The sequence below is a fragment of the Nocardia sp. IBHARD005 genome (genome assembly GCF_052814245.1).
This window is the reverse complement of record NZ_CP199935.1, coordinates 3,841,622-3,861,873: the sequence shown is the minus strand read 5'-3', so window position 1 is coordinate 3,861,873 and position 20,252 is coordinate 3,841,622. Positions and strand designations below refer to the sequence as shown.

The 20,252-nt window shown below is 64.7% G+C and carries 22 protein-coding genes and 1 pseudogene; 9 read left to right on the top strand and 14 right to left on the bottom strand.

The features are described from left to right. Positions 1-75 precede the first annotated feature (75 nt). The 3 genes and pseudogenes from ACTWPB_RS18060 to ACTWPB_RS18050 all read right to left on the bottom strand — a co-directional run. Positions 76-240: a toxin-antitoxin system HicB family antitoxin gene (locus ACTWPB_RS18060; RefSeq protein WP_446221785.1), complete on the bottom strand. Its 165-nt coding sequence runs from the start codon at positions 238-240 to the stop codon at positions 76-78. A 9-nt stretch (positions 241-249) separates the two neighbouring features. Continuing rightward, entirely contained in the window at positions 250-1,137 is an 888-nt protein-coding gene (locus tag ACTWPB_RS18055; protein WP_446226398.1) for an SPFH domain-containing protein, read from the bottom strand. A gap of 102 nt (positions 1,138-1,239) precedes the next feature. Then, positions 1,240-1,305, bottom strand: a pseudogene (locus tag ACTWPB_RS18050) (hypothetical protein); the annotation flags it as partial. Between the two features lie 228 nt (positions 1,306-1,533). Here ACTWPB_RS18050 and ACTWPB_RS18045 point away from each other — a divergent pair. Next, entirely contained in the window at positions 1,534-3,081 is a 1,548-nt protein-coding gene (locus ACTWPB_RS18045; RefSeq protein ID WP_446226397.1) for an acyl-CoA carboxylase subunit beta, read from the top strand. Positions 3,082-3,319: 238 nt separating this feature from the next. Here ACTWPB_RS18045 and ACTWPB_RS18040 read toward each other — a convergent pair whose 3' ends face one another. Both ACTWPB_RS18040 and ACTWPB_RS18035 read right to left on the bottom strand, forming a co-directional pair. Beyond that, positions 3,320-3,781, bottom strand: a complete 462-nt coding sequence (locus tag ACTWPB_RS18040; RefSeq protein WP_446221784.1) for an ABA4-like family protein — start codon at positions 3,779-3,781, stop codon at positions 3,320-3,322. Beyond that, positions 3,778-4,725, bottom strand: a complete 948-nt coding sequence (locus ACTWPB_RS18035) for a hypothetical protein (protein WP_446221783.1) — start codon at positions 4,723-4,725, stop codon at positions 3,778-3,780. Before ACTWPB_RS18035 ends, ACTWPB_RS18040 begins: the two co-directional genes overlap by 4 nt. Before the next feature lie 104 nt (positions 4,726-4,829). Here ACTWPB_RS18035 and ACTWPB_RS18030 point away from each other — a divergent pair, with 104 nt between their 5' ends. The 3 genes from ACTWPB_RS18030 to ACTWPB_RS18020 all read left to right on the top strand — a co-directional run bounded on the left by ACTWPB_RS18030 (position 4,830) and on the right by ACTWPB_RS18020 (position 6,874). Next, a complete protein-coding gene (locus ACTWPB_RS18030; protein ID WP_446221782.1) occupies positions 4,830-5,471 on the top strand; it encodes a MerR family transcriptional regulator in 642 nt (213 codons plus the stop codon). A 324-nt stretch (positions 5,472-5,795) separates the two neighbouring features. Further along, the gene (locus ACTWPB_RS18025; protein WP_446221781.1) at positions 5,796-5,969 is read left to right on the top strand and encodes a CsbD family protein; all 174 of its coding nucleotides are present in this window, start codon (positions 5,796-5,798) and stop codon (positions 5,967-5,969) included. A gap of 65 nt (positions 5,970-6,034) precedes the next feature. Next, positions 6,035-6,874, top strand: a complete 840-nt coding sequence (locus tag ACTWPB_RS18020; protein WP_446221780.1) for a DUF1206 domain-containing protein — start codon at positions 6,035-6,037, stop codon at positions 6,872-6,874. A 77-nt stretch (positions 6,875-6,951) separates the two neighbouring features. On the opposite strand, the gene ACTWPB_RS18015 is transcribed toward ACTWPB_RS18020, so the two are convergent. The 4 genes from ACTWPB_RS18015 to ACTWPB_RS18000 all read right to left on the bottom strand — a co-directional run bounded on the left by ACTWPB_RS18015 (position 6,952) and on the right by ACTWPB_RS18000 (position 10,780). Then, positions 6,952-7,704: an amino acid ABC transporter ATP-binding protein gene (locus tag ACTWPB_RS18015; protein WP_446226396.1), complete on the bottom strand. Its 753-nt coding sequence runs from the start codon at positions 7,702-7,704 to the stop codon at positions 6,952-6,954. 26 nt (positions 7,705-7,730) lie between these two features. Then, on the bottom strand, positions 7,731-8,669 hold the full coding sequence (locus tag ACTWPB_RS18010) for an ABC transporter permease subunit (protein ID WP_446221779.1): 939 nt from the start codon (positions 8,667-8,669) through the stop codon (positions 7,731-7,733). A gap of 1 nt (position 8,670) precedes the next feature. Beyond that, a complete protein-coding gene (locus ACTWPB_RS18005) occupies positions 8,671-9,576 on the bottom strand; it encodes an ABC transporter substrate-binding protein (protein ID WP_446221778.1) in 906 nt (301 codons plus the stop codon). A 124-nt stretch (positions 9,577-9,700) separates the two neighbouring features. Next, on the bottom strand, positions 9,701-10,780 hold the full coding sequence (locus tag ACTWPB_RS18000; RefSeq protein ID WP_446221777.1) for an isocitrate/isopropylmalate dehydrogenase family protein: 1,080 nt from the start codon (positions 10,778-10,780) through the stop codon (positions 9,701-9,703). A 93-nt stretch (positions 10,781-10,873) separates the two neighbouring features. Between ACTWPB_RS18000 and ACTWPB_RS17995 the strand changes: the two genes are divergently transcribed. After that, positions 10,874-11,374 (top strand): 2'-5' RNA ligase family protein, encoded by a 501-nt coding sequence (locus ACTWPB_RS17995; RefSeq protein WP_446221776.1) that lies wholly within the window; start codon positions 10,874-10,876, stop codon positions 11,372-11,374. Positions 11,375-11,423: 49 nt separating this feature from the next. Further along, positions 11,424-11,801: a thioredoxin gene (gene trxA / locus ACTWPB_RS17990; protein ID WP_446221775.1), complete on the top strand. Its 378-nt coding sequence runs from the start codon at positions 11,424-11,426 to the stop codon at positions 11,799-11,801. Positions 11,802-11,896: 95 nt separating this feature from the next. Here trxA and ACTWPB_RS17985 read toward each other — a convergent pair whose 3' ends face one another. Continuing rightward, a complete protein-coding gene (locus tag ACTWPB_RS17985) occupies positions 11,897-12,316 on the bottom strand; it encodes a 2-keto-3-deoxygluconate kinase (RefSeq protein WP_446221774.1) in 420 nt (139 codons plus the stop codon). Positions 12,317-12,735: 419 nt separating this feature from the next. Here ACTWPB_RS17985 and ACTWPB_RS17980 point away from each other — a divergent pair, with 419 nt between their 5' ends. Beyond that, positions 12,736-13,341 carry a transglutaminase-like domain-containing protein gene (locus tag ACTWPB_RS17980; protein WP_446221773.1) on the top strand — a complete coding sequence of 202 codons (606 nt, stop codon included), beginning with the start codon at positions 12,736-12,738 and terminating at the stop codon, positions 13,339-13,341. Between the two features lie 173 nt (positions 13,342-13,514). Here the strand turns inward: ACTWPB_RS17980 and ACTWPB_RS17975 are convergent, their stop codons facing one another. From ACTWPB_RS17975 to ACTWPB_RS17965, 3 genes are all read right to left on the bottom strand, one after another. Beyond that, complete coding sequence (locus tag ACTWPB_RS17975; protein ID WP_446221772.1) at positions 13,515-14,276, bottom strand: acyl-[acyl-carrier-protein] thioesterase; 762 nt, start codon at positions 14,274-14,276, stop codon at positions 13,515-13,517. Between the two features lie 109 nt (positions 14,277-14,385). Beyond that, positions 14,386-15,114, bottom strand: coding sequence for a hypothetical protein (locus ACTWPB_RS17970; RefSeq protein ID WP_446221771.1), 729 nt, complete (start codon positions 15,112-15,114; stop codon positions 14,386-14,388). Positions 15,115-16,019: 905 nt separating this feature from the next. After that, complete coding sequence (locus tag ACTWPB_RS17965; protein ID WP_446221770.1) at positions 16,020-16,253, bottom strand: hypothetical protein; 234 nt, start codon at positions 16,251-16,253, stop codon at positions 16,020-16,022. Between the two features lie 310 nt (positions 16,254-16,563). Here ACTWPB_RS17965 and ACTWPB_RS17960 point away from each other — a divergent pair, with 310 nt between their 5' ends. Beyond that, on the top strand, positions 16,564-17,328 hold the full coding sequence (locus ACTWPB_RS17960) for a hypothetical protein (protein ID WP_446221769.1): 765 nt from the start codon (positions 16,564-16,566) through the stop codon (positions 17,326-17,328). A gap of 118 nt (positions 17,329-17,446) precedes the next feature. Here the strand turns inward: ACTWPB_RS17960 and ACTWPB_RS17955 are convergent, their stop codons facing one another. Continuing rightward, a complete protein-coding gene (locus tag ACTWPB_RS17955; protein WP_446221768.1) occupies positions 17,447-17,998 on the bottom strand; it encodes a hypothetical protein in 552 nt (183 codons plus the stop codon). Between the two features lie 553 nt (positions 17,999-18,551). Between ACTWPB_RS17955 and ACTWPB_RS17950 the strand changes: the two genes are divergently transcribed. Further along, positions 18,552-20,213, top strand: a complete 1,662-nt coding sequence (locus tag ACTWPB_RS17950) for an IS1634 family transposase (protein WP_446221767.1) — start codon at positions 18,552-18,554, stop codon at positions 20,211-20,213. Positions 20,214-20,252: the final 39 nt, after the last annotated feature.

Below are 20,252 nucleotides of genomic sequence, written 5' to 3'. Positions count from 1 at the left end.
CCGCTGCAAGTGATGTTCGAATTTCCCTCTGAATGCTGGATTCGATTGTGCCACAAAGCTTCACACGAACACCGCTCAACGCGGCTTTCGGCCTGCCTGGTCGAGGGCCAGGCGCAGGGCGTATTCGATCTGGGAGTTGACGCTGCGCAGATCGTCGGCCGCCCACTTGGCTATTGCCTCGTGGACGGCCGGGTCGAGCCGCAGCAGGATCTTTTTGGGTTCCTTCTTCGGCTGGGTCATCGCCGCGGCTCAGGAGTAGAGGGATCCGGTGTTGACGACCGGTTGGGTGGCGCGGTCGCCGCAGAGGACGACGAGCAGGTTGGAGACCATGTTGGCCTTGCGCTCCTCGTCGAGTTCGACGGTGCCTTGCTCGGCGAGGCGGTCGAGCGCGAGAGCGACCATGCCGACGGCGCCTTCGACGATCTGGGTACGAGCCGCGACGACCTGGGCGGCCTGCTGGCGCACGAGCATCGCCTGGGCGATCTCGGGGGCGTAGGCGAGGTGGGTGATGCGGGCCTCGATGACTTCGATGCCGGCGGTGAGGGTGCGTTCGCGCAGCTCGACCGTCAGTTCCTCGGCCACCTCGGCGCCGTCGCGCAGGCTGGTGCGCGAGTCGTCGTGGGCGTCGTAGGGGTGGGTGGTGGCGAGGTGGCGCACGGCGGCCTCGGACTGGGTTTCGACGTATTCCTCGTAGTCGTCGACGGCGAAGGCGGCCTTGAAGCTGTCGACCACCTTGTAGACGACGACGGCCGCGATCTCGACGGGGTTGCCGTCGGCGTCGTTGACCTTCAGCTTCTGGGTTTCGAAGTTGCGCACCCGCAGTGAGATGGACTTGCGGTCGGTGAGCGGGACCACCGAGAAGAACCCGGGGTCACTGACCGAGCCGATGTAGCGCCCGAAGAAGGTGACGACCTTCGCCTCGTTGGGGTTGACGATGATCAGCCCGGTGGCGAGCAACCAGACGACCAGGATCGCGACGACCGCGGCGACCGCGCCGATCCAGGCCGGTGCGCCACCGTCGTGCCGGGTGGCGGCGATGAACGCGAGAACGGCGGCGGCACCGAACAAAAGGGTGAACACCAGCCACCCCAGCACGACGACGAATCCATTGACGCGGAATGCGGACCGCAGCTCCATGACATCCTCCCGATATCTGAGTGATATCACTAAGATAGTAGATATCGGGAGCCCGGGCAAGGGGCTGGGAACGATGTCGCGGTTGGCGCGGAACACGTTTCGCGGGTCGTACTTTGCTTTCGCCGCCGCCAGCCGGCGGCGTCCGAACCCTCGACATCGTCGCCCCACGAATCCACGCAAGACCGGCCATCGCCTGGCGCACCGACCGCCCGCTCAGCCCGGCAGCCACGGCCGATTGCGCATCGCGTTCGGCGCCCGAACCCCGGATGCCGACGCCGATCTCCGATGATTCGTCAGGTATCGGTCGCGGTACCGCTGATGCCGGCCAGGCCATCGGGTTACGCTGTGGTTAACCGATGAAGGAGTGCTCGACCAGGACGAGGAAGGGCGTGCGTGGTGGAGTCGACTACTGCTGCGAAACTGCAAGAGCTGCACGACAATCTGAGGGCGGCGCGGGAACCGGCGGGGGATGCGGGGATCGCCAAGCGTGCGGCGAAAGGAATTCCCAGCCCGCGCGAACGCATCGAAATACTTCTCGACCAGGGCAGTTTCACCGAAATCGGCGCGCTGGTGAAGCAGCCAGGCGCGGCCGACGGGCTCTACGGTGACGGTGTGGTCACCGGGCACGGCAGGATCGACGGGCGGCCCGTGGTGGTGATCGCCCACGACCAGACCGTGTTCGGCGGATCGGTGGGTGAGATGTTCGGGCGCAAGGTCGCGATGGCGATGGATCTGGCGGCCGATATCGTATGCCCGTTCGTGGCGATCAACGACTCCGGCGGCGCCCGGGTGCAGGACGCGGTCACCTCCCTGGCCTGGTACGCCGAGATGAGCAGGCGGCAGACACGGCTGTCCGGGGTGGTGCCGCAGGTGTCGGTGATGTTGGGCAAATGTGCTGCGGGCGCGGTGTATTCGCCGATCAACACCGACGTGCTGATCGCGACCGAGTCGGCGTACATGTTCGTGACCGGTCCCGAGATCATCCGCGAGACCACCGGCGAGGAAGTGACCCTCGACGAGCTCGGCGGCGCGTTCAACCAGGCGAACAACGGCAATATCCACCACGTGGCGATCGACGAGAAGGCCGCATTCGCATGGGCGCGAACATATCTGAGCTTCATGCCGTCGAACTGCTACGAGCGGGCGCCGCTGGTCAATCCCGGTCTGGAACCGGAGATCACCGACTCCGATCGCGAACTCGACTCGCTGATACCGGATTCCGATCGCAGGGGCTACGACATGTACGAGGTATTACTCCGGATCTTCGATGACGGGGAGTTCCACGAGATCGGCGACGGCGCCGCCCGCAATCTGATCACCGGATTCGCGCGGGTCGACGGGCGCAGCGTCGGGATCGTCGCCAATCAGCCGCTGGTGGCCAGCGGCGCGATCGATGCGCGCGGATCGGACAAAGCCGCGCATTTCATCCGCCTCTGCGACGCGTTCGACATTCCGCTGGTGTTCGTCGTCGACACACCGGGCGTGCTGCCGGGAGTCGAGGAGGAGAGGATCGGCGTCATCAAACGCGGCGGCCGATTCTTCTTCGCGGTTGTCGAGGCCACTGTCCCGATCATCACCGTGGTGGTTCGCAAGGCCTACGGCGGCGGTTACGCGGTGATGGGATGCAAGCAGCTGGGCGGCGATATCAACCTCGCCTGGCCGACCGCGCGCATCGCCGTGATGGGCGCCGAAGCGGCGGTGGGTCTGACGCAGCGCAAGCAGCTCGCCGCCGTCCCGGCGGCCGAGCGGCCTGCTGTGCGTCAGCAGATGGTCGACTTCTACAACGCCGCGGTCGCGACACCGTGGACCGCCGCCGAACGCGGTTACATCGACGCGGTCATCGAGCCGTCGACCACGCGGCTGGAAATCCGCAAAGCGCTGCGACTACTCGGCGACAAACACGTCGAGCAGGCCCCGCGCAAACATCGCCTGATGCCGTTGTAGCGGCGGCGTCACCGCGCCGACGCGGTGGCGCCGTTCGGCATCAAGGTGCTGCTGCCATCCGTGATGACGTGATCGCGCGGGAAAGGGTTTCCCGCGCCACCACTTTCGACGAAAGCTGACGGCTGCGCGCGGGTGCGCCGATCTGCAGATTCTCGCCATCGGCCGCGCGCGAGAACTGACGCCGACGGAGTCATCGACGGAACCTCTCGATCCCGCCGATGACTCCGGCTCAACACGTCTAGGCGCTGATCGGATCCGCTTGGGACACAGCCGAACTCCCCTCCCGCGCGCGCCGTGCGACCTCCCGGACGACCAGGTAGATCGGAAAGGCGATGGGCGACAACAGAATCGTGCCGATCAGCAGCGGGCCCATCAGCAGCGGATGGATATTGCGTTCGCGACTGTCGAGGTAGACCCAGCGCCCGAGGAACAGATCCCACGCGATGATCTGCGCCCACAGCGCGGTCAGGACGGCAGGATCGGCGGCGGCTTCGGTGATCGCGTCCAGCGAGGGCGACGTCACCAGCGACCACATCGCGCCGAGCACCGGCACCGCGACGATTGCCCAAACCACCAAGGGCACCAGCACAATCCACGGTGAGGAGATGATCGTGCGGGTCCAGCGCCAGGTCGGGGCGAAGATCATCAAGGCCCAGAACGGCACCGTGACGAAGAACGACAGGTCGAACAGCGTGCTCATACGGTGACCACCTTTCGGGTACCGGCCGCGCTCGCGACCGAGATCATTACTCCGACAACAACTCCGGTGACGATCGCGGCCGCGGCGGTGAGCGTGGCCTGATCGGGGTGGATCAACGGCTGTCCACGCAGCGCCTGCCAGGTGACCAGGGCAAGGACCGCCGCGTACCCCGCCGACGCGGTGATGACCAGGCCCAGCCGCACCCGTGTCGGCCGCAGTGCGGGGATCCGTGGCGCCAGGAACACCAGCAGTGCGGCGAGTAGTGGCAACGTCTGCAGCGCGTGCATCCCGAAGAAGTGCGGAATGCGCAGGTCACCGTCGGTGGTGCTCCACCCGGTCAGCGGCATGCCGGGTGTGCCGTCGGGAGCTCCGACAGTGTGTGCGCCCGCGATTGCCTCGACGCCGGATTCCTGCTGCGGCATCAGATTTCCCAGCGCCAACCCGACCAGCGTGATCGCGATGCCGAGACGAATCGACCAGGTGATCGAGGCGTCGCCGAGGCGTGCCCGCATCAGTCCGATCCCGATCACCAGGGTTGCCAGGAACAGGATGACGATGGTGGATCCCATGATCACCCAGAGGGTGCCGTCCAGGGCGGTGGTCATGTTGTAGTGGCTGCGCGTCCCGCGGATCACCTGCCCGAAGATGATCGCCTGTTCGATCACCCCGGCGACCACGATCACCGTGGCCATCCACGAGGTGAGCCGAGAAGGCTTGGGCCGCAGCGACATCAACCAAGCCAACGCCACGCTGTAGAGCACGAACGAGATCGCGAACTTGGTCGGTTTGAACCAGGCGGCCGACCCGGCGATCACCCGGTCATCGACCAGCATCCCGATCGAGCCGGCCACGACGAGCGCGGCGTTGACGGCGGCGAAGTACATCAGCGGTCGATGCAGGGGGGCGTTGGGGCGAGGCAGCGAGGGGACGGTCAGGACAGACATACAAATCTCCCAATAGATAGATAGTTATACTATCTGTTATGGATAGCTAGACTATCCGCTACAGGTGACGTAGGCAAGGGGGAGCAACGAAATCGGAGGTAACAGTGCGGATCTCGGAGTTGAGCGAACGCAGCGGCATCGCGGTGGCGACCATCAAGTACTACCTGCGTGAGGGGCTACTGCCCGCAGGCGAACGCAGCAGCCCCAACCAGGCCAGCTACGGCGAAGACCACCTACGCAGATTGCGCCTGATCCGCGCATTGATCGAGTTGGGCGGGATACCGGTCGCCACCGTCTCCGATGTACTCGCCGCGATCGACTCCCCCGAGATGCCCCTGTTCCACGTGCTCGGGGTGGCGCAGGACAGTCTGTCCACGCCCGTGCCCGCCGCCCACGACGCCGACTGGGACCGCGCGTACGAGGCCGTGCGCGCGGAGATGGACCGGCGTGGCTGGGACATGAAACCCAGCCCACAGGCCATCGACACGCTCACCGGAGTGATCGTTCGACTCGCCCAACTCGGCTACCGGGACTGGGCCACCACCACCCTGCCCACCTATTTCGACAGCACGCGCGCAGTCGCGGAGACCGATGTGGCGGCTGCCCTGACCGCGGGCGGACGCGACGACATCATCGACGCGGTCGTCGTACTCACCGTGCTCGGCGACACCGCACTGGCCGCCATCCGCCGCATCGCCCAAGCCCAGGTTTCCCTCGAACGCCTGAAGAATCAGGAAACCCCCTGAGAAAGCCTCAATCGCCTGGCGTTGCCATCGGATGCATGCGCGGCGCATCGTCGTCGCCCCCCGTCTTGCTGGGTCAGGTGAACCATACGAAGCCGGCAGGCGCCGACACGGCGCCCGATCGGTCAGTGGTAGTGGTTCGTCCGCCGACGGCTCGGGAGGGCTGGGGGGTGGATCACAGCTCCATGCCGTAGTCATACACCGTTGACCCCGGCGGGTTCGGGGCGTTGACTTGGAGTCACACAGTGGCCGTCGGCGGCTGTCATGGCCATGATTTCGGATGCGTTGCCTGGTCGTCGGCGGCTGAAGGCTCGAGGAAGAAGTGTCATGAGTATCAGCAAGAAGATCGCCCATTCCGCCGAGGCCACCAAGGGCAGGATGAAGAAGGTGTTCGGTCGAGTCACCCGTAACCGGACCCTCGAGGTCGAAGGCCGGGCCGGTCAAGCCAAAGGAAACCTGAAACAGTCCGGCGCCAAGGTCAAAGACGCCTTCAAGCGCTAGCTCACGGGTGCAACCAACCGTCGCGGACCACCACTACGGGTTCCCCCACCAGCAGGGCGATCGCCATGGCTGACGACACCACATTCTCGGCGTCCTACGACAACTCGGCCACTCCCGTGGCCCGGGTGGCTCAGAACAGCATCTTCGAGCGTTTCGCGCGCGCAGGGTTCGTCATGAGCGGCATCGTGCATCTGCTCATCGGCTACATCGCCGTCCGGATCGCTCTCGGTGGCGCCGGGGGCACAGCTGACCAATCCGGGGCGATGACGGAGCTGGCCGGCCAGCCCGGCGGTGTCGTCGCACTGTGGGTGGGAGTTGTCGCGTTCTCGCTGATGGCACTGTGGCGGCTGGCCGAAGCGGCACTGGGCAGCTCGTCCGGACCCGACGCCGACAGCACGAAGTCCGAGGTTGTGAATCGCGTCAAGGCATTCTCCTTGGCGGTGGTGTATTTCGCCTTCGCGTTCTCCGCGTTCGGATTCGCCCGCGGTGGTGGCGGGTCGAGTAGCGAGCAGAGCACGGGGATCACCGCTCGCATGATGCACACGACCGCGGGCACGATCGCATTAGTGGCCGCCGGGCTGATCATCATCGCGATCGGTGGCTATCACGTCTACAAAGGCGCGACCCAGAGCTTTCTGCCAGATCTGAAGGGCGCCACCAGCACTCTCGTGCGGCGGCTGGGGACAGTCGGATACGTCGCGAAAGGGCTGGCCATCGCTGCCATCGGAGCGTTGGTGATCCTCGCGGTCCTCCGGTCCGAACCCGATGAAGCCCGCGGCCTCGACGGAGCATTCAAAACACTCGGGGCGCAACCGTTCGGAGCGGTCCTACTGGTAGCCGCGGGCTCGGGCATCATCACCTACGGCTTGTACAGTTTCGCCATGGCGCGGTACACCAAGATGTAGGCGCCCGAAGTACCCCCGCCGGCCGCGTATCAGGCGCAAGACCCACCTGAGCCCGGCCGAATACGCGGTGAGGCGGATCAGAGCAGGCGGGACAGGAAAGCCTGGGTTCGTTCGTGTTGTGGATTGGCCAGCAGCTCACGCGGCGGACCCGATTCCACGACCACACCGGCATCCATGAACACCAGTTCGTCGGCCACCTCGCGGGCGAAGCCCATCTCGTGGGTCACCACCAGCATCGTCATGCCCGAATCGGCCAGCTCCCGCATGACGGCGAGCACCTCACCGACCAGCTCGGGATCCAGCGCCGAGGTCGGCTCGTCGAACAGCATCAGCTTGGGATCCATCGCCAGCGCTCGCGCGATGGCCACACGCTGCTGCTGCCCGCCCGACAGCTGCGCCGGGTAGGCATTGCGCTTGGCCGAGAGCCCCACCCGCTCGAGCAGTTCCTCGGCTCTGGCGACCGCCTCGGACTTGCGGATCCCGCGCACCTGGATCGGCGCCTCGATCACGTTCTCCAGCGCCGTGCGGTGCGGGAACAGGTTGAAATGCTGGAACACCATGCCGATATCGCGACGCTGGACCGCGGCATCACGCTCGTGCATCTCGTAGAGCTTGCCGTTCTTCTCCCGGTAGCCGACGAGATCGCCGTCGACGTAGAGCCTGCCCGCGTTCACCTGCTCGAGGTGATTGATGCACCGCAGGAACGTCGACTTGCCCGAGCCCGACGGACCGACCAGGGTGAGCACCTTGCCGCGCTGGACCTCGAGCGAGATGCCCTTGAGCACCTGCAGCGCGCCGAAGCTCTTGCACACCCGGTCTGCCAGCACCATCGGCGGGACTGCCACAACTTGTTCGGTCATTTCGCCTTCACCGCCGCCTGCGCCGTGGCCAGTTCCTGCAGCTGCTTGGCCGTGAGCTGCCGGGTGGCACCGCGCGAGTAATAGCGTTCCAAGTAGTACTGGCCGACCATGAGCACGCTGGTGATCGCCAGGTACCAGGTGGCACAGACGAGCAGCAGCGGGATCGGCTGGAAGTTCACGCCGTAGATGTCACGGGCGCGGCCGAACAGGTCGGTACTCAGCGGAATCGCGGTGACCAGCGAGGTCGTCTTGAGCATGCCGATCAGCTCGTTGCCGGTGGGCGGGATGATCACCCGCATGGCCTGCGGCAGCACGGTGCGGCGCATCGTCTGCGTCCACGACATGCCGAGCGCCACCGAGGCTTCGCGCTGACCCTCGCCCACGGAGTTGATGCCCGCGCGCACGATCTCGGCCATGTACGCGGCCTCGTTGAGGCCGAGGCCGATCACGGCGAACAGGAACGCGGCCTGCAGGCTCTGCACGTCGAGATGGAAGAACTGCGGGCCGAACGGCACGCCCAGGTCGATCTGCTTGTAGAGCGAGGGAACCAGGCCCCAGAACACCAACTGTACATAGACCGGGGTGCCGCGGAAGATCCACAGATACACCCAGGCCGCGGTGCGCAGCACCGGGTTCGGCGACAGGCGCATCACCGCGAGGACGGTGCCCAGACCCACCGCGATCGCCATCGCGAGCACGGTGAGTTCGAGGGTGACGATCGCGCCCGCGGTGATCCGGCTGTCGAACAGGTACTTGCCGTAGGTGTCCCACCGGTAGGCGGGATTCGTGGCAGCGCCGTAGACGAACAATCCCACCAGGATCAGGATGATTGCCGCCGCGATCCAACGGCCCGGCCTGCGCAGCGGGACCGCTGTGATCGGTTCGGGTTCGGTGCCCGGTCCGGGCACCTCCACCGTGTCTTTCTCGTCGGTCACGTCAGCTCACTGCACCGTTGATCACCGAGGTCTTGATCTGACCGTCCTGCACACCCCAGTTGGTGGTGATCTCGCCGTACTTGCCGTTGTCGATCAGGTGCTGCAGCGCCTTCTGCAGCGACACCGCCAGCGGGGAGGACTTCTGCACGGCCCAGCCGTAGGGCGCGGAATCGAACAGCGGGCCCGCTGCCTCGATCTTGCCTTCGCTCTGCTTGATCGCGTACGCGGTCACCGGGGAATCCGCCGACATCGCGTCCACCTGGCCGAGCACCAATGCGTTTGCCGCGGCGCTCTGCTCTTCGAAAGCCTTCATATCAATGGCGGGCTTACCCTCGGCGACGCATTTGGCGCTCTTGGCGGGAATCTCTTCGGTGTGCTCGACCGTAGTGGCCTGTACGGCGACCTTCTTGCCGCACGCATTGTTCGGATCGATCGCTTTACCGGGTTGCTGGGCCCACTGGATACCCGCGGAGAAATAGGTCGTGAAATCGACCTGCTGTTCGCGTTCGCGCGAATCGGTGATCGAGGACATACCCACGTCGTAGGTGCCCGCCTGAATGGCGGGAATGATCTTCTCGAACGCGGATTCGACATAGTCGACCTGCAGTCCGAGGGTCCCGGCGACGGCGTCGAGGAGGTCGACGTCGAAGCCGACGATCTTGCCGCTCGCGTCCTTGTACTCGTTCGGCTGGTACGGCACGTTCACGCCGACAACCAACTTGCCTGCCTGCTTCACTTTGTCGGGGACCGCCGCGGCGAGCGCGTCGACCTTCTCCGCCGACACCTTGTTCACCGCGGCGCCGTCGCCCTCGGTGTTCTCGGCGCAGCCGGTCAACAACAAGGCACCGCCGGCGACGGTACACAGCAGCCGCACGGCGCCACGGCCGAGGACAGTTCGAACAGACAAAGGAGCCTCCACATTTCACGTCGACGCCGGCTACGTGTCAGCGCCTGTTTGGCAATGTATGCGAACCGGACACAGCGTGGTGCGACAGTAACCGAAGATTAATCAGCCAATGTGAAAAGTCCCGTCACCTGCGGTGCACGCGGGCACTGACCTGCTCGGTGAATTCGCTGGTAGAAGCCAGGCCGCCGAGATCCGCGGTCGCGATTCCGGCCGCTAGTGTCGCCGTCACGGCATGGGTAATGCGGTCGGCCGTATCATGGAGCACCCTATTGTCGTCACGAACCGCCAACCAGCGCAACAACATTGCCGCCGACAATTGCAGCGCGGCGGGATTGGCCCGATTATGTCCGGCCAGACCCGGCGCCGCGCCGTGCACGGCCTGCGCCATCGCGCGCGTATCGGAGCAGTTGAGCGAGGCGGCCATGCCGAGGGAACCACTGAGCTCACCGGCCAGGTCCGAGAGGATGTCGCCGAACAGATTCTCGGTGACGATCACATCGAACTCGGCGGGTGAGCGGACCAGGTGCGCCGCCATCGCGTCGACGTGTTCGTCGTCGACCCTCACCTCCGGATACTGCTGGGCCACTTCGTAACAGACGTCACGGAACAGGCCGGTCGTCATCGGCAGCACATTGGCCTTGTGCACCACGGTGACCCGCTTGCGCCTGCCCTGTGCCAGTCGCATCGCCTGATGCGCGATTCGCTCGCACGCCTTGCGGGTGATCACCGCGACCGCCATCGCCACGTCCTCGGTGGGGCGGAACTCCCCCGAACCGGCGAACATATTGCGGTCGGCGTAGAAGCCCTCGCTGTTCTCCCGGACGATCACCAGATCGATATCGGGCGCCATCGCGCGCACCCCGGTGAACGCGGCGGCGGGGCGGATGTTCGCGTAGAGCCCGAGGCGTTTGCGGATGACGCCGCCCGGTGCCACTCGCATGTCCGACGGGTAGGAGGCGTTGTCGTGGGGACCCAGGATCCAGGCGTCGAGATCCTCGAGCGCGGTCAGGGTCTGTTCGGGCAGCGGGTTGCCGTAGGCCGCGATCGCGTCGTGCCCGATCAGCAGCGGCACCCACTCCACCGGCGCGAGCCCGGCCGCGCCGACCGCTTCGTCGACGACCGCTCTGGTCGCGGCCACCACCTCGGGGCCGATTCCGTCGCCGTCGATCACACCGAGTCGCAGGTTCGCCTTCGCACCGTTCACTCCCCCATCCTCGCGCGTGTCCGGTCCGGATCGAGCGAGTGGGCGGTGCGGACACGCCGCAGCGACTAGTTTCTGCAGATCATGGTGCAGTCGGTGGAGTTGCTCCTGGACAAAAGCGGCGAGACGGAGATCCGCAGGCAATGGGCGGTCCTGGCCGAAGCAGGCCTCGGCAGTCGCCACGCCGAGACCTATCGGCCGCACATCACCGTCGCGGTGGCGCGCGAGATCTGGCCGCGCATAGACCACGCGCTCGAGCGACTCGCGTTCGAGCCGCTGCCGATCCGATTGGGCGGACTGCTCGTCTTCGGGGCGCGCCGACCGATCCTGGTCAGGGCGGTCGTCGTCACCGCGGACCTGCTCGCCCTGCATCGCCGGGTCAGCGAGGTGATCTCGCCCTGCCCCGGCGTTCCGGCGACCATGGCGCCCGGCGCGTGGACACCGCACGTGACCCTGGCACGGCGCGTGCCCCCCGAACGGCTCGGCGACGCGGTGCGGGCGGTCGCGGCCGACACCGATTTCCGGTCGCTCATCGTGGGGGTTCGCCGCTGGGACGGGGAGGCGCGGCAGGAGCGAATCGTGATCGGGGGAAGATAGTGGGACGCCCCGGCGTTACAGCCGGGGACACCGACAAGGAGAGGACGTCATGGCCACCCAGACGCTGACCCAGCAGAACTTCGACGAAGTCATCACCGGAAACGACGTGGTCCTCGTCGATTTCTGGGCTTCCTGGTGCGGTCCGTGCCGCAGTTTCGCACCGACCTTCGAGACCTCGTCGGAAAAGCACACCGACGTCGTGCACGGCAAGGTCGACACCGAGGCCGAGCAGGGGCTCGCCGCTGCCGCCAACATCCAGTCGATCCCGACCATCATGGCCTTCCGCGAGGGTGTGCTCGTGTTCGCCCAGCCCGGCGCGCTGCCGCCTGCCGCGCTCGAGGATCTGGTGACCCAGATCAAGGACCTGGACATGGACGAGGTGCGCAAGCAGATCGCCGAGCAGCAGGAGTCCTCCCCCGCCGAGTAGTTCGGCGCCATCTACTTTGTGCGTTACTTTGTGCGCAACCGCAAAGGGCCCGTTCACCTTTCGAGGTGAACGGGCCCTTGGGTGTTCGTGTGGTGTCAGCCCGCGAGCAGGTTGACGCCGGCGATCATGGCGCGCACGGTCGATTCCGCGCTGTCGGCGGCGGTCGCCACCGCCCAGCCGCGCCTACCGTTGAACTCGCACTGCATGAAGGTGGCGATGCCGTCGGTGGTCGGGCGCTGATGGAAGTGCAGGATCTCGAGGGGGTAGCCCTCGTCGTAGAGCGCTGACGTCATCGCCGCGACCGGGCTGCCGGTGGCGATGACGGTGCGCAGGTGGTCGGCGAATTCCAGGGTGGCGGTGAAATCCGTTCCAGAACAAGACCATTCGCGCAGGGCGATGGATCCGTCGGCGCGGGTGTACCGGTCGAGGAACGCGGCGGGGTCGAGGTCGGTGAGCTCGGCGCGCAGGCCCTTGGGGGCAGCGGCGAACAGGGCATGGTCCAGTGTCAGCGTCATTGCAGGTGAGGTCTTCCCGAAGATGTCTTCGTTGGCAGGTGGGACCAGCAGAACGATGAAAATCAGCCCGCAGCGTAGGGGCTGGTCCGAATCAGACCCCGCTACGGCGGATTACTACGAGAAGAACTCGCCGTGAAGCTACCTGCGCGGTCTGCGCAGCAGCGACCGCGAGGTCGCGGTCAGCGACTAGCAGCGCGGCACAGCGGGCGGGATTCGGCACGCACCCGAGAATAGGGCGATCGTCGCGAAACCGCAAACTGGTTTACCACCCGGAGTGTCTACTCGTGAGTACCATCACCGCAGCTCAGGATCGGTAACGGCAGGCGCGAGGACGGCGATGCGGGTTCGGTCGGCGATCTTCGATGTCACTGATCGGTGGGTGTCCGCGTCACTGCGACTCGGAAACTAGATTGTTCTGTATGACAGGGCAGTCCTTCGTCCCCCAAGCTCAGCATCCAGCGACCTACCTTCACCGCGATCCCATCGTCCAACTCGACGACAGGGCAGTGATCTCGCTCGCGCACGACCTGCGGCGAGGTACGCCTGATGACATCGAGTTCGCCCGGGCCGCATTTCACTGGGTGCGAGACGAAGTCGGGCACTCGTACGACGTTCAGGACTCCCGCGTGACCCTGACCGCCGGCGAGGTGCTGCGGGAGCGGGTTGGCCTCTGCTACGCGAAGTCCCATCTCCTCGCGGCCTTGTTACGGGTTGAAGGCATCCCGACCGGGCTCTGCTACCAGCGCCTCACGCACGGCGACGGTCACGTTCTCCACGGTTTGGTGGCCGTGTACTTGGGCGACAGGTGGCATCGTCAAGACCCTCGGGGCAATAAGGAAGGGGTCATGGCCGAGTTCTCCCTGACTGATGAACGGCTCGCTTGGCCGGTCGATTCCGCTCTTGGCGAGGTCGACTACCCGCAGTTGCTGGTCTCTCCGGCTGAGTCTGTCGTGAAAGCCCTCAGGAACACCACAGATGTGCTGTCGATCTACGACACTGGCCTCCCAACGGTCTTGGAAGATTGAGACTCACCCGCCGAGCTGCCCCGCGCTCACTCGGCAGCGACGTCACTTTTCGCCGTAACCTCGATCCGCCTGCACACGACGCCACAATTCACCGGCGCAACCATCGCTGTACGCGAGCTCGGCGAAAACCCCAGCAGTTCCCCCAGTTTTCGACTGATCACCACAGTTTCGGATCAGCCCTCAGGTAGCGGAACGACCGAGGCGAGGGCGCGGGCCGAACCATCGACATCGACCTGGACGCGCAGGCTGTCGGGCTGCGAGCTCGTCCGCAACACCACCTTGTCGCCCATCATCACCGGGCCGACGTGTTCGACGATCGCTCGGTACGGCAGCTGGTGGCGGTCCGGATGCACGGCGAGCACTTCCTCGACGGCCTCCCAATACACCGCGTTGTTGACGTGGCCCAGCCGGTCGACATCGGTGACGCGCAGCGGGAACGGCACCTCCTCCACGTCCGAGACGTCGAGTTCGGTCAGGGCAGCTTTCCAGCGCAGGCGGTGTTCGGTGGTGCCGGCAAGCATCGGCGCCATGAACGCGTCGCTCATCCGCGCGGGGCGACCGGCGACAGGGTCGATATGGATCAGGAACGCCGCGGCCTCGATGCGCCCGCCCCGCTCCCCTCGTAGCTGAATTCGCATGTCGCACCATCGATTCGAGAGCGCGTCGGCCCAGCGACGTAACTGGACGCGGTCACCGAACATGATCGGCTCGTAGACGTCGATGACGGTGCGGCGCACGATCCACGACTGATGGGTGTCGCCGTCCTCGACCGAGTCGAGGTGATCGAATCCGATGTCCTGCAGATACCGCGCCACCGCGTCGAGCCGCAACCGGTCGTCTCCATCGGTATCCCCGAGTCGCACCGGCCACGACATCGCGAATGCCTGCTCGATATCGGGGCAGCCGGGCAGCGGGGTTGCGATGACAGCGCTCATACGGCCGATGCTGCCACAGTGCCACGTCAGCCGGGACCCACCGCACCGCCCTGTTCATGTCACAAAGCACCTGCCTTCACACACCGTCGATAATGTTGCCGTGACGGGTCTACGGCTTTCCCTGATTCGCTGCCAGCTTCTTGACCGCAGAACACAGCTCGGAAAGAAACTCTGCCGGCAGGTCCTTCCACCGCCAGGCGACGAATGAATCGGGCACCGTGCGGCTCGCGACCATCGCGACCAGGTCGCCATAGCAACGGGGATTCTCACCGGGGAGACCGAGCGCAATAGCCGCCCACGGCAGCAACGCTTCGAGGTCGAGATAGTCCCACCATGGTGCGTCGTCCCATCCCTCCTTGTTGAGCAGCACTTCCTCTTGATACCAGGCGCTCGAGCACACGCGCCGTATCGCGGCATCGATCCGATCCCCCGAGGCAAGCGGATGCGCCTCGCTGACGGCCGCATCCGCTTGCTTGATGTGGTTGATATCCAAATCGAACCTGTTGTGAATGTTGCACAGTGCGACGCCGAGAGGAGGGAGTGCTGGGACGTGTTCCACCTCAGGGATCGAGGTGTTTCGAAACTCCGAGATCGAGGGGACCGACGCCGGGCCAAGCAGGCCACCGCTACCGCCGAGCCCCTGCCAGTAATCCTCCTGATATCCGTGAACGTCGAAGACCGGTCCCAGGACTTGGTCTCGCCACGTAACCGACGCCCCATGCTCGACTACGCCGAGTAGAATCGCCTGCTCGTGGGTCATCGGAGTTTCGAAGTGGTCTGCGGTAAGCGGCCCGAACTCCTCGATCCACAGCCGCACAACCATCTGCTGAACATTCACCAGATTCCGAGCAACGCTCGGCCGCTGCGACTTCCGGACGGCTTGAAAGGTCGCATCCCATATAGGTCGGTAATTCATAGGTCACCCTATTCGGTTTCGGATGTCGGAGCGCTCCCCGCGCTTTGTTCAGGCAGGGTTGAGGAACGTTGATGGTCGGTAGTCGGATTCGATGCTGACCGGGATTCCGATGTCGATGGCGTGGGCGCGAGTGCCGGGCGAGCAATGAAGACACCATAGGCGTTCAGTAACCTTCGTAAGCGCGACGTAGCCGATCGGCCAATTCCGAAGTAGCCCTGGGTGCCCGCCACCACCAATGACTGTCTGAAATTCCCCCGGGAATTGCCTTGATGGACAAAGCGGCAATCCCGTCGGCTCGATCGCGGAATACCTCGTCGATATCGTCGATAGTTTCCAGATCGTCCTCGTCGAGGCCATCCAGTGATGTAGGGTAATATTCGCGCAGATACTGGATCGCCGAACGCCGAAGGCTGGGCTGGTACCACCCGTCGGGTGTAACCAGAGTGGCCCGATAGTGACAGTTCTCGATAATAGGACAACGTGCGATAATTCTCTAGGATCTGCCCGCTGACTACGTCTCGATATTTTTCCCATTCGATATTATCTGCCGAGACTCCTACCGCGAGGCTGGCGTGAAGCTCGACAGTGTCGGCTAGTGCTCGTGCAAAATGGAACACGCGTGAATGATGGTCCTTCGAACGGTCTTTTTCCAGCTCTAGGGAGTGGGAAAGGTCTTGCATAACTCTTGCCATGCATTCGGCCTGCTCGTTGGTGGCTAAACTCATCGCATGGCCGCCTTTGGGTTCCAAAACTTGCTATACATAGTCGTTGTTTCCTATTGTTTGATGCCGTCAGGCCATCATGACCACAACAGTTCTTCGGGCTGCCTAACCGCTGTCACCTGATCGTGCAGCACTCCCCGCTGAAACTGGTTGCGGCACAACCAGAGTACCGGTTGATGTCTGAGTCTTGCGGACCCAGTTGCGGACCGTTTCGGGGTTCGCGCCGATCCGCTCGGCGACAGTCTTGATCGCGTCCCATTCCGACGGATAGTCGCCGCGATGGTCGACGACCAGGCGCACGGCCTTCTCACAGACCTCGTCGGGGTAGAACTTCGGCATAGAACTCATCCTCCAAGAAAGAAGGTGCGCATCAAACCTGGGACGGCTCAGTCTGCGCCTCAGGGTCGATGTCAATCACCTATGCGGCGACATAGCGTTCAACGACAATAAGCAGACGTGCTGCGTGTTCATAATGAGGCACACCACATTGTGGCGAGGCATATCCTGGATGTGCATCATCGGGAGTTTTTGTGATGCCCCGCACAGGCGGGTCTTTGTTTATGACTTAATTTGACTCGGCGAGTGGCGTGATGAGAACATTGGCGCCCGGCACCGCTCTGGTGCCGATGTCCTTCGGGGAGGAATTTCAATGAAGCTGCGTCGCAGTATCTTTCGTGCTGCCATCCTCACTGTGCCGTTGACCGCGGCCGTGACCTGCGCCGGGATGTCCTCGGCCGCGCCCTCTGCTCCCGTTGCGCCCATCGTCGCGCAGCAGCAGCAAGCCGCAGAAAATGATCTGATCGGACAGACAATCGAATTCGCCGGTCATCAGATGGAGTACCTCGGCAACGGGGTCGTGAACGCCGACGGTCATCGCGTCGAATTCCTGGAGGGCGCCCGGTTGCGGGTGGACGGCCGGGAGATTTCGGTCGATGCCGCTGTGCTGCGGCAGGTCGCCGACCACTTTGCCACGACCAACGGTGTGGCCCCGATCGCCGGTGCGTCGCCGCAAGACAAGGTTGCCACCGGAGCAGGTATCGGCGCGCTCGCGGCTGGCATTCCGGCCGCTGTCATCGGCGCTCTCGGCGGCGCCGTGGTCGGCGCCCTGGTCGGTGCGGCTATCGGCTTCCTGATCAATATTCCAGGTCAGGCGGCATGGTTCATCGTCAGCTGGATTGGCGCGGCTATCGGGTGCCTGTTCACCGTCTGCACATGGCCCATCGCTCAATTCGTGATCTGGCTGGGCGGCCTGGTCGGTGGCGCCGCAATCGGCATCCTGGGTGGTGCGGCGATCGGAGCTGTTGTCGGCGGCGTGGCCGGAGCAGCCGCGCTCGGCCTTCCCGCAGCAGCGATCGGCGCGGGTGTCGGTGCCGGTGTCGGTGCGGTTTCACCGGAATCGATTCCGGCGTTCTGATTCCTCACCCGGCGTGGGGTGTAGCCGAGGGCAACGGCGTCCTCGGTTGACACCCGCCGACCAGCGCTGACAAGCCACGGCGACACGCCACCCCAGATACGTTCGGGCACGGGCACTTTCAGGTATCGATAAGGTTCACACGCCAGAATCGAACCCGGAGCGCCCGTGCCCGCAGCAACAGTATCGCCATCTCCGTTCCCGACACGCTCACCGCCACGACCTGAACCTGAGCCGAGCCGCTCGCGCACCAGGCCCGCACGACGGCCGCCAGCAGGTCTTCACGTTGGCCATGGGACATTTCCGCCGCGCGAACATCGACGGCATAGGCGTCCAGGTGAGCGGCGCTGACGTCCGCGAAGCGGGTGATCTCGCGGGCGTTGAGCCACTGACTGAAGCAGCCAGAAATCGTGTGATGGGCTTGGACACTGGACACCGACAGCGGCCCAGCTCGGAACCGGTGGTCCGCGGCTTGGCCAGGCTCGGCGTTGAGCAGCAACCACGCGATCTGCTTGACCGGCAGCCTGAAGTTGTCCGGTACCTCGGCGAAATCGACGGCCAGGGCTGAACTGTGGCATTGCAGCACCGCCGGGCTCAGATCCCATCGGACCTGACCGAACCGTGACAGGACTTCGTGGTCAGCTCTGGGACGCAGCGACCGGTTGAGAAGCACCAACGTGTCGGGCCCGGGTTAGGTCATCGCTGGCGGAAGACAGTGCAAGGTTCACGTCAGATCCATTCCACAGGTGAGAAATCGGTCGACGAGAAGTTCCGGGGGGTTCGGGACTCCCCGCGGCCGCTCTCGGAGCTCGGGGGAGTGCATGAGCGGGCAGTCCCCGGCCGTCAGCTACCGAACCTCGTAGGAGAGCAGTCAGGCGCGGGGGCCGGGAACTCAACGCGACGGAGCATGCGGCGGACTTCGGGCCGGAACCTGGCAGCGTAACCCTGTACGCTTCCATGCCGGATGGAACCCGAGCCTCTGCTGTTCGAAAGATCGCGGATTGTTCGCGGGTCGAATACCGGCGACTACGTTGTGTTTGGAACGGATCGCCATTCGAAGCATTGGCATCGGACTCGGCGGATGTGGTGTTGGAGTACCGGGGGGACTATCAGGAGGCTCGTCGCCTCGAAATCACGGAAGTCGGTCGGAATGCCTGGCCTGAGTTCGGACACCATCGTTCGAATCTTCGGGCGGTGGGCGTCTGACCTGCTGGTTCAGTTTCCGGATGGTGCCTGCGGACACACTAACCGGTAGCGTCGCCCGGGTGTTCGTGCGGAAAACACGGACGGCATCCGGAGCGGTAGCGGTCCAGATCGCGCATCGAGCCGGTGGCCGCGACATCATCGATCAGCACCTCGGTTCGGCTCACAACGACGCCGAGCTCGGTGTCCTGCTCGCCCGCGCGCAGGAGATCATCACCGCTGGTCAGCAGATGCTGGACTTCGATGTGCCGACACCAGTCGTGCGAATCGACGACGTCGCGGACTGGACGGCAGGCACCCTGTCAGGCCCGCCGAAATCGGCTGCCGCGGTGGCAGCGACGGGCCGCACGACCGGCACCAGCTCCCGGCTGCTCTACGGCGCCCTCGGCGCGGTGTTCGACCGCCTCGGGTTCGGTGTCGTCGACGATCCGGTGTTCCGAGACCTGGTGATCGCCCGCATCGTGGAACCGACATCGAAAGCCGACTCCGTCCGCGTGTTGGCCGATCTGGGAGCCGATCCGGTGTCCTACAAGACAATTCAACGTGACCTCGCGAAGATCCAGACCGGCCGATACCGGGACCTGATCGGCGGGAAGTGCTTCGCTCACGCCGGGGAGACCGGTGGCCTGGGCTTGCTGCTCTACGACGTGACCACGTTGTATTTCGAGGCCGAGAAGGAGGATGACCTGCGGAAAGTCGGGTACTCGAAAGAGCGGCGGGTCGATCCGCAGATCGTTGTCGGGCTGCTGGTCGACCGGTCCGGGTTCCCTTTGGAGATCGCTTGTTTCGAAGGGACGCAGGCCGAGACGAAGACGATCCTGCCGGTCGTCGAAGCGTTCCGCACCCGCCACGGACTCAGCGAGACCCCGATGGTGATCGCCGCCGACGCCGGGATGTTGTCGGCGAACAACCTCACCAAGCTCGACGAGGCGGGCATGTCGTTCATTGTGGGTTCCCGCTCGGTGAAAGCGCCGGGCGATCTCGCGTCTCATTTCCATTGGAACGGAGACCTTTTCGAAGGCGGGCAGGTCATCGACACCGTCACCCCGCGCAACGCGAAATCGATCGTCAACGATCGCAAGCAGCGCGCGGAGCCGGTCTGGAAAAGGACCGACACGAAGGCATGGCGGGCGGTCTGGCACTACTCGGCGGCCCGGGCGCGGCGGGACACGATCACCTTGAACGCCCAAGAAGCGAAGGCACGGGCGGTCGTGTCCGGCGAGAAGGCTACGAAGGCAACACGTTTCGTGACGGTCGCGGGGAAAGACCGCGCGCTGGACGAGAAGGCGTTGCAGCGTGCTCGGGAATTGGTCGGCTTGAAGGGGTATGTGACCAACGTCGAGGCGTCGGTGATGCCGGCGGCGGAGGTGATGGCGAAGTATCACGAGTTGTGGCAGGTGGAGCGCAGTTTCCGTATGTCGAAAACCGATCTCGCGGCCAGGCCCGTGTTCCATCGGACCCGTGAGTCGATCGAGGCGCACCTCACGGTCGTGTTCACTGCCCTCGCCGTTTCCCGCCGTGTCCAGGCCTTGACGGGCCTGGCGATCGGCAATGTGGTGAAGCAGTTGCGGCCGCTGCGTTCGGCCACGATCGCGATCAACGGCGCCAGTCAAACCTTCCCGCCCGATGTTCCTGCAGTTCAAGCGGAGATTCTCGCGGCGATGCGGCACGGGTCGACACACTAAACCGAATGTCCGAACTCAGGCCTGGCGCGCGGTTGTGCC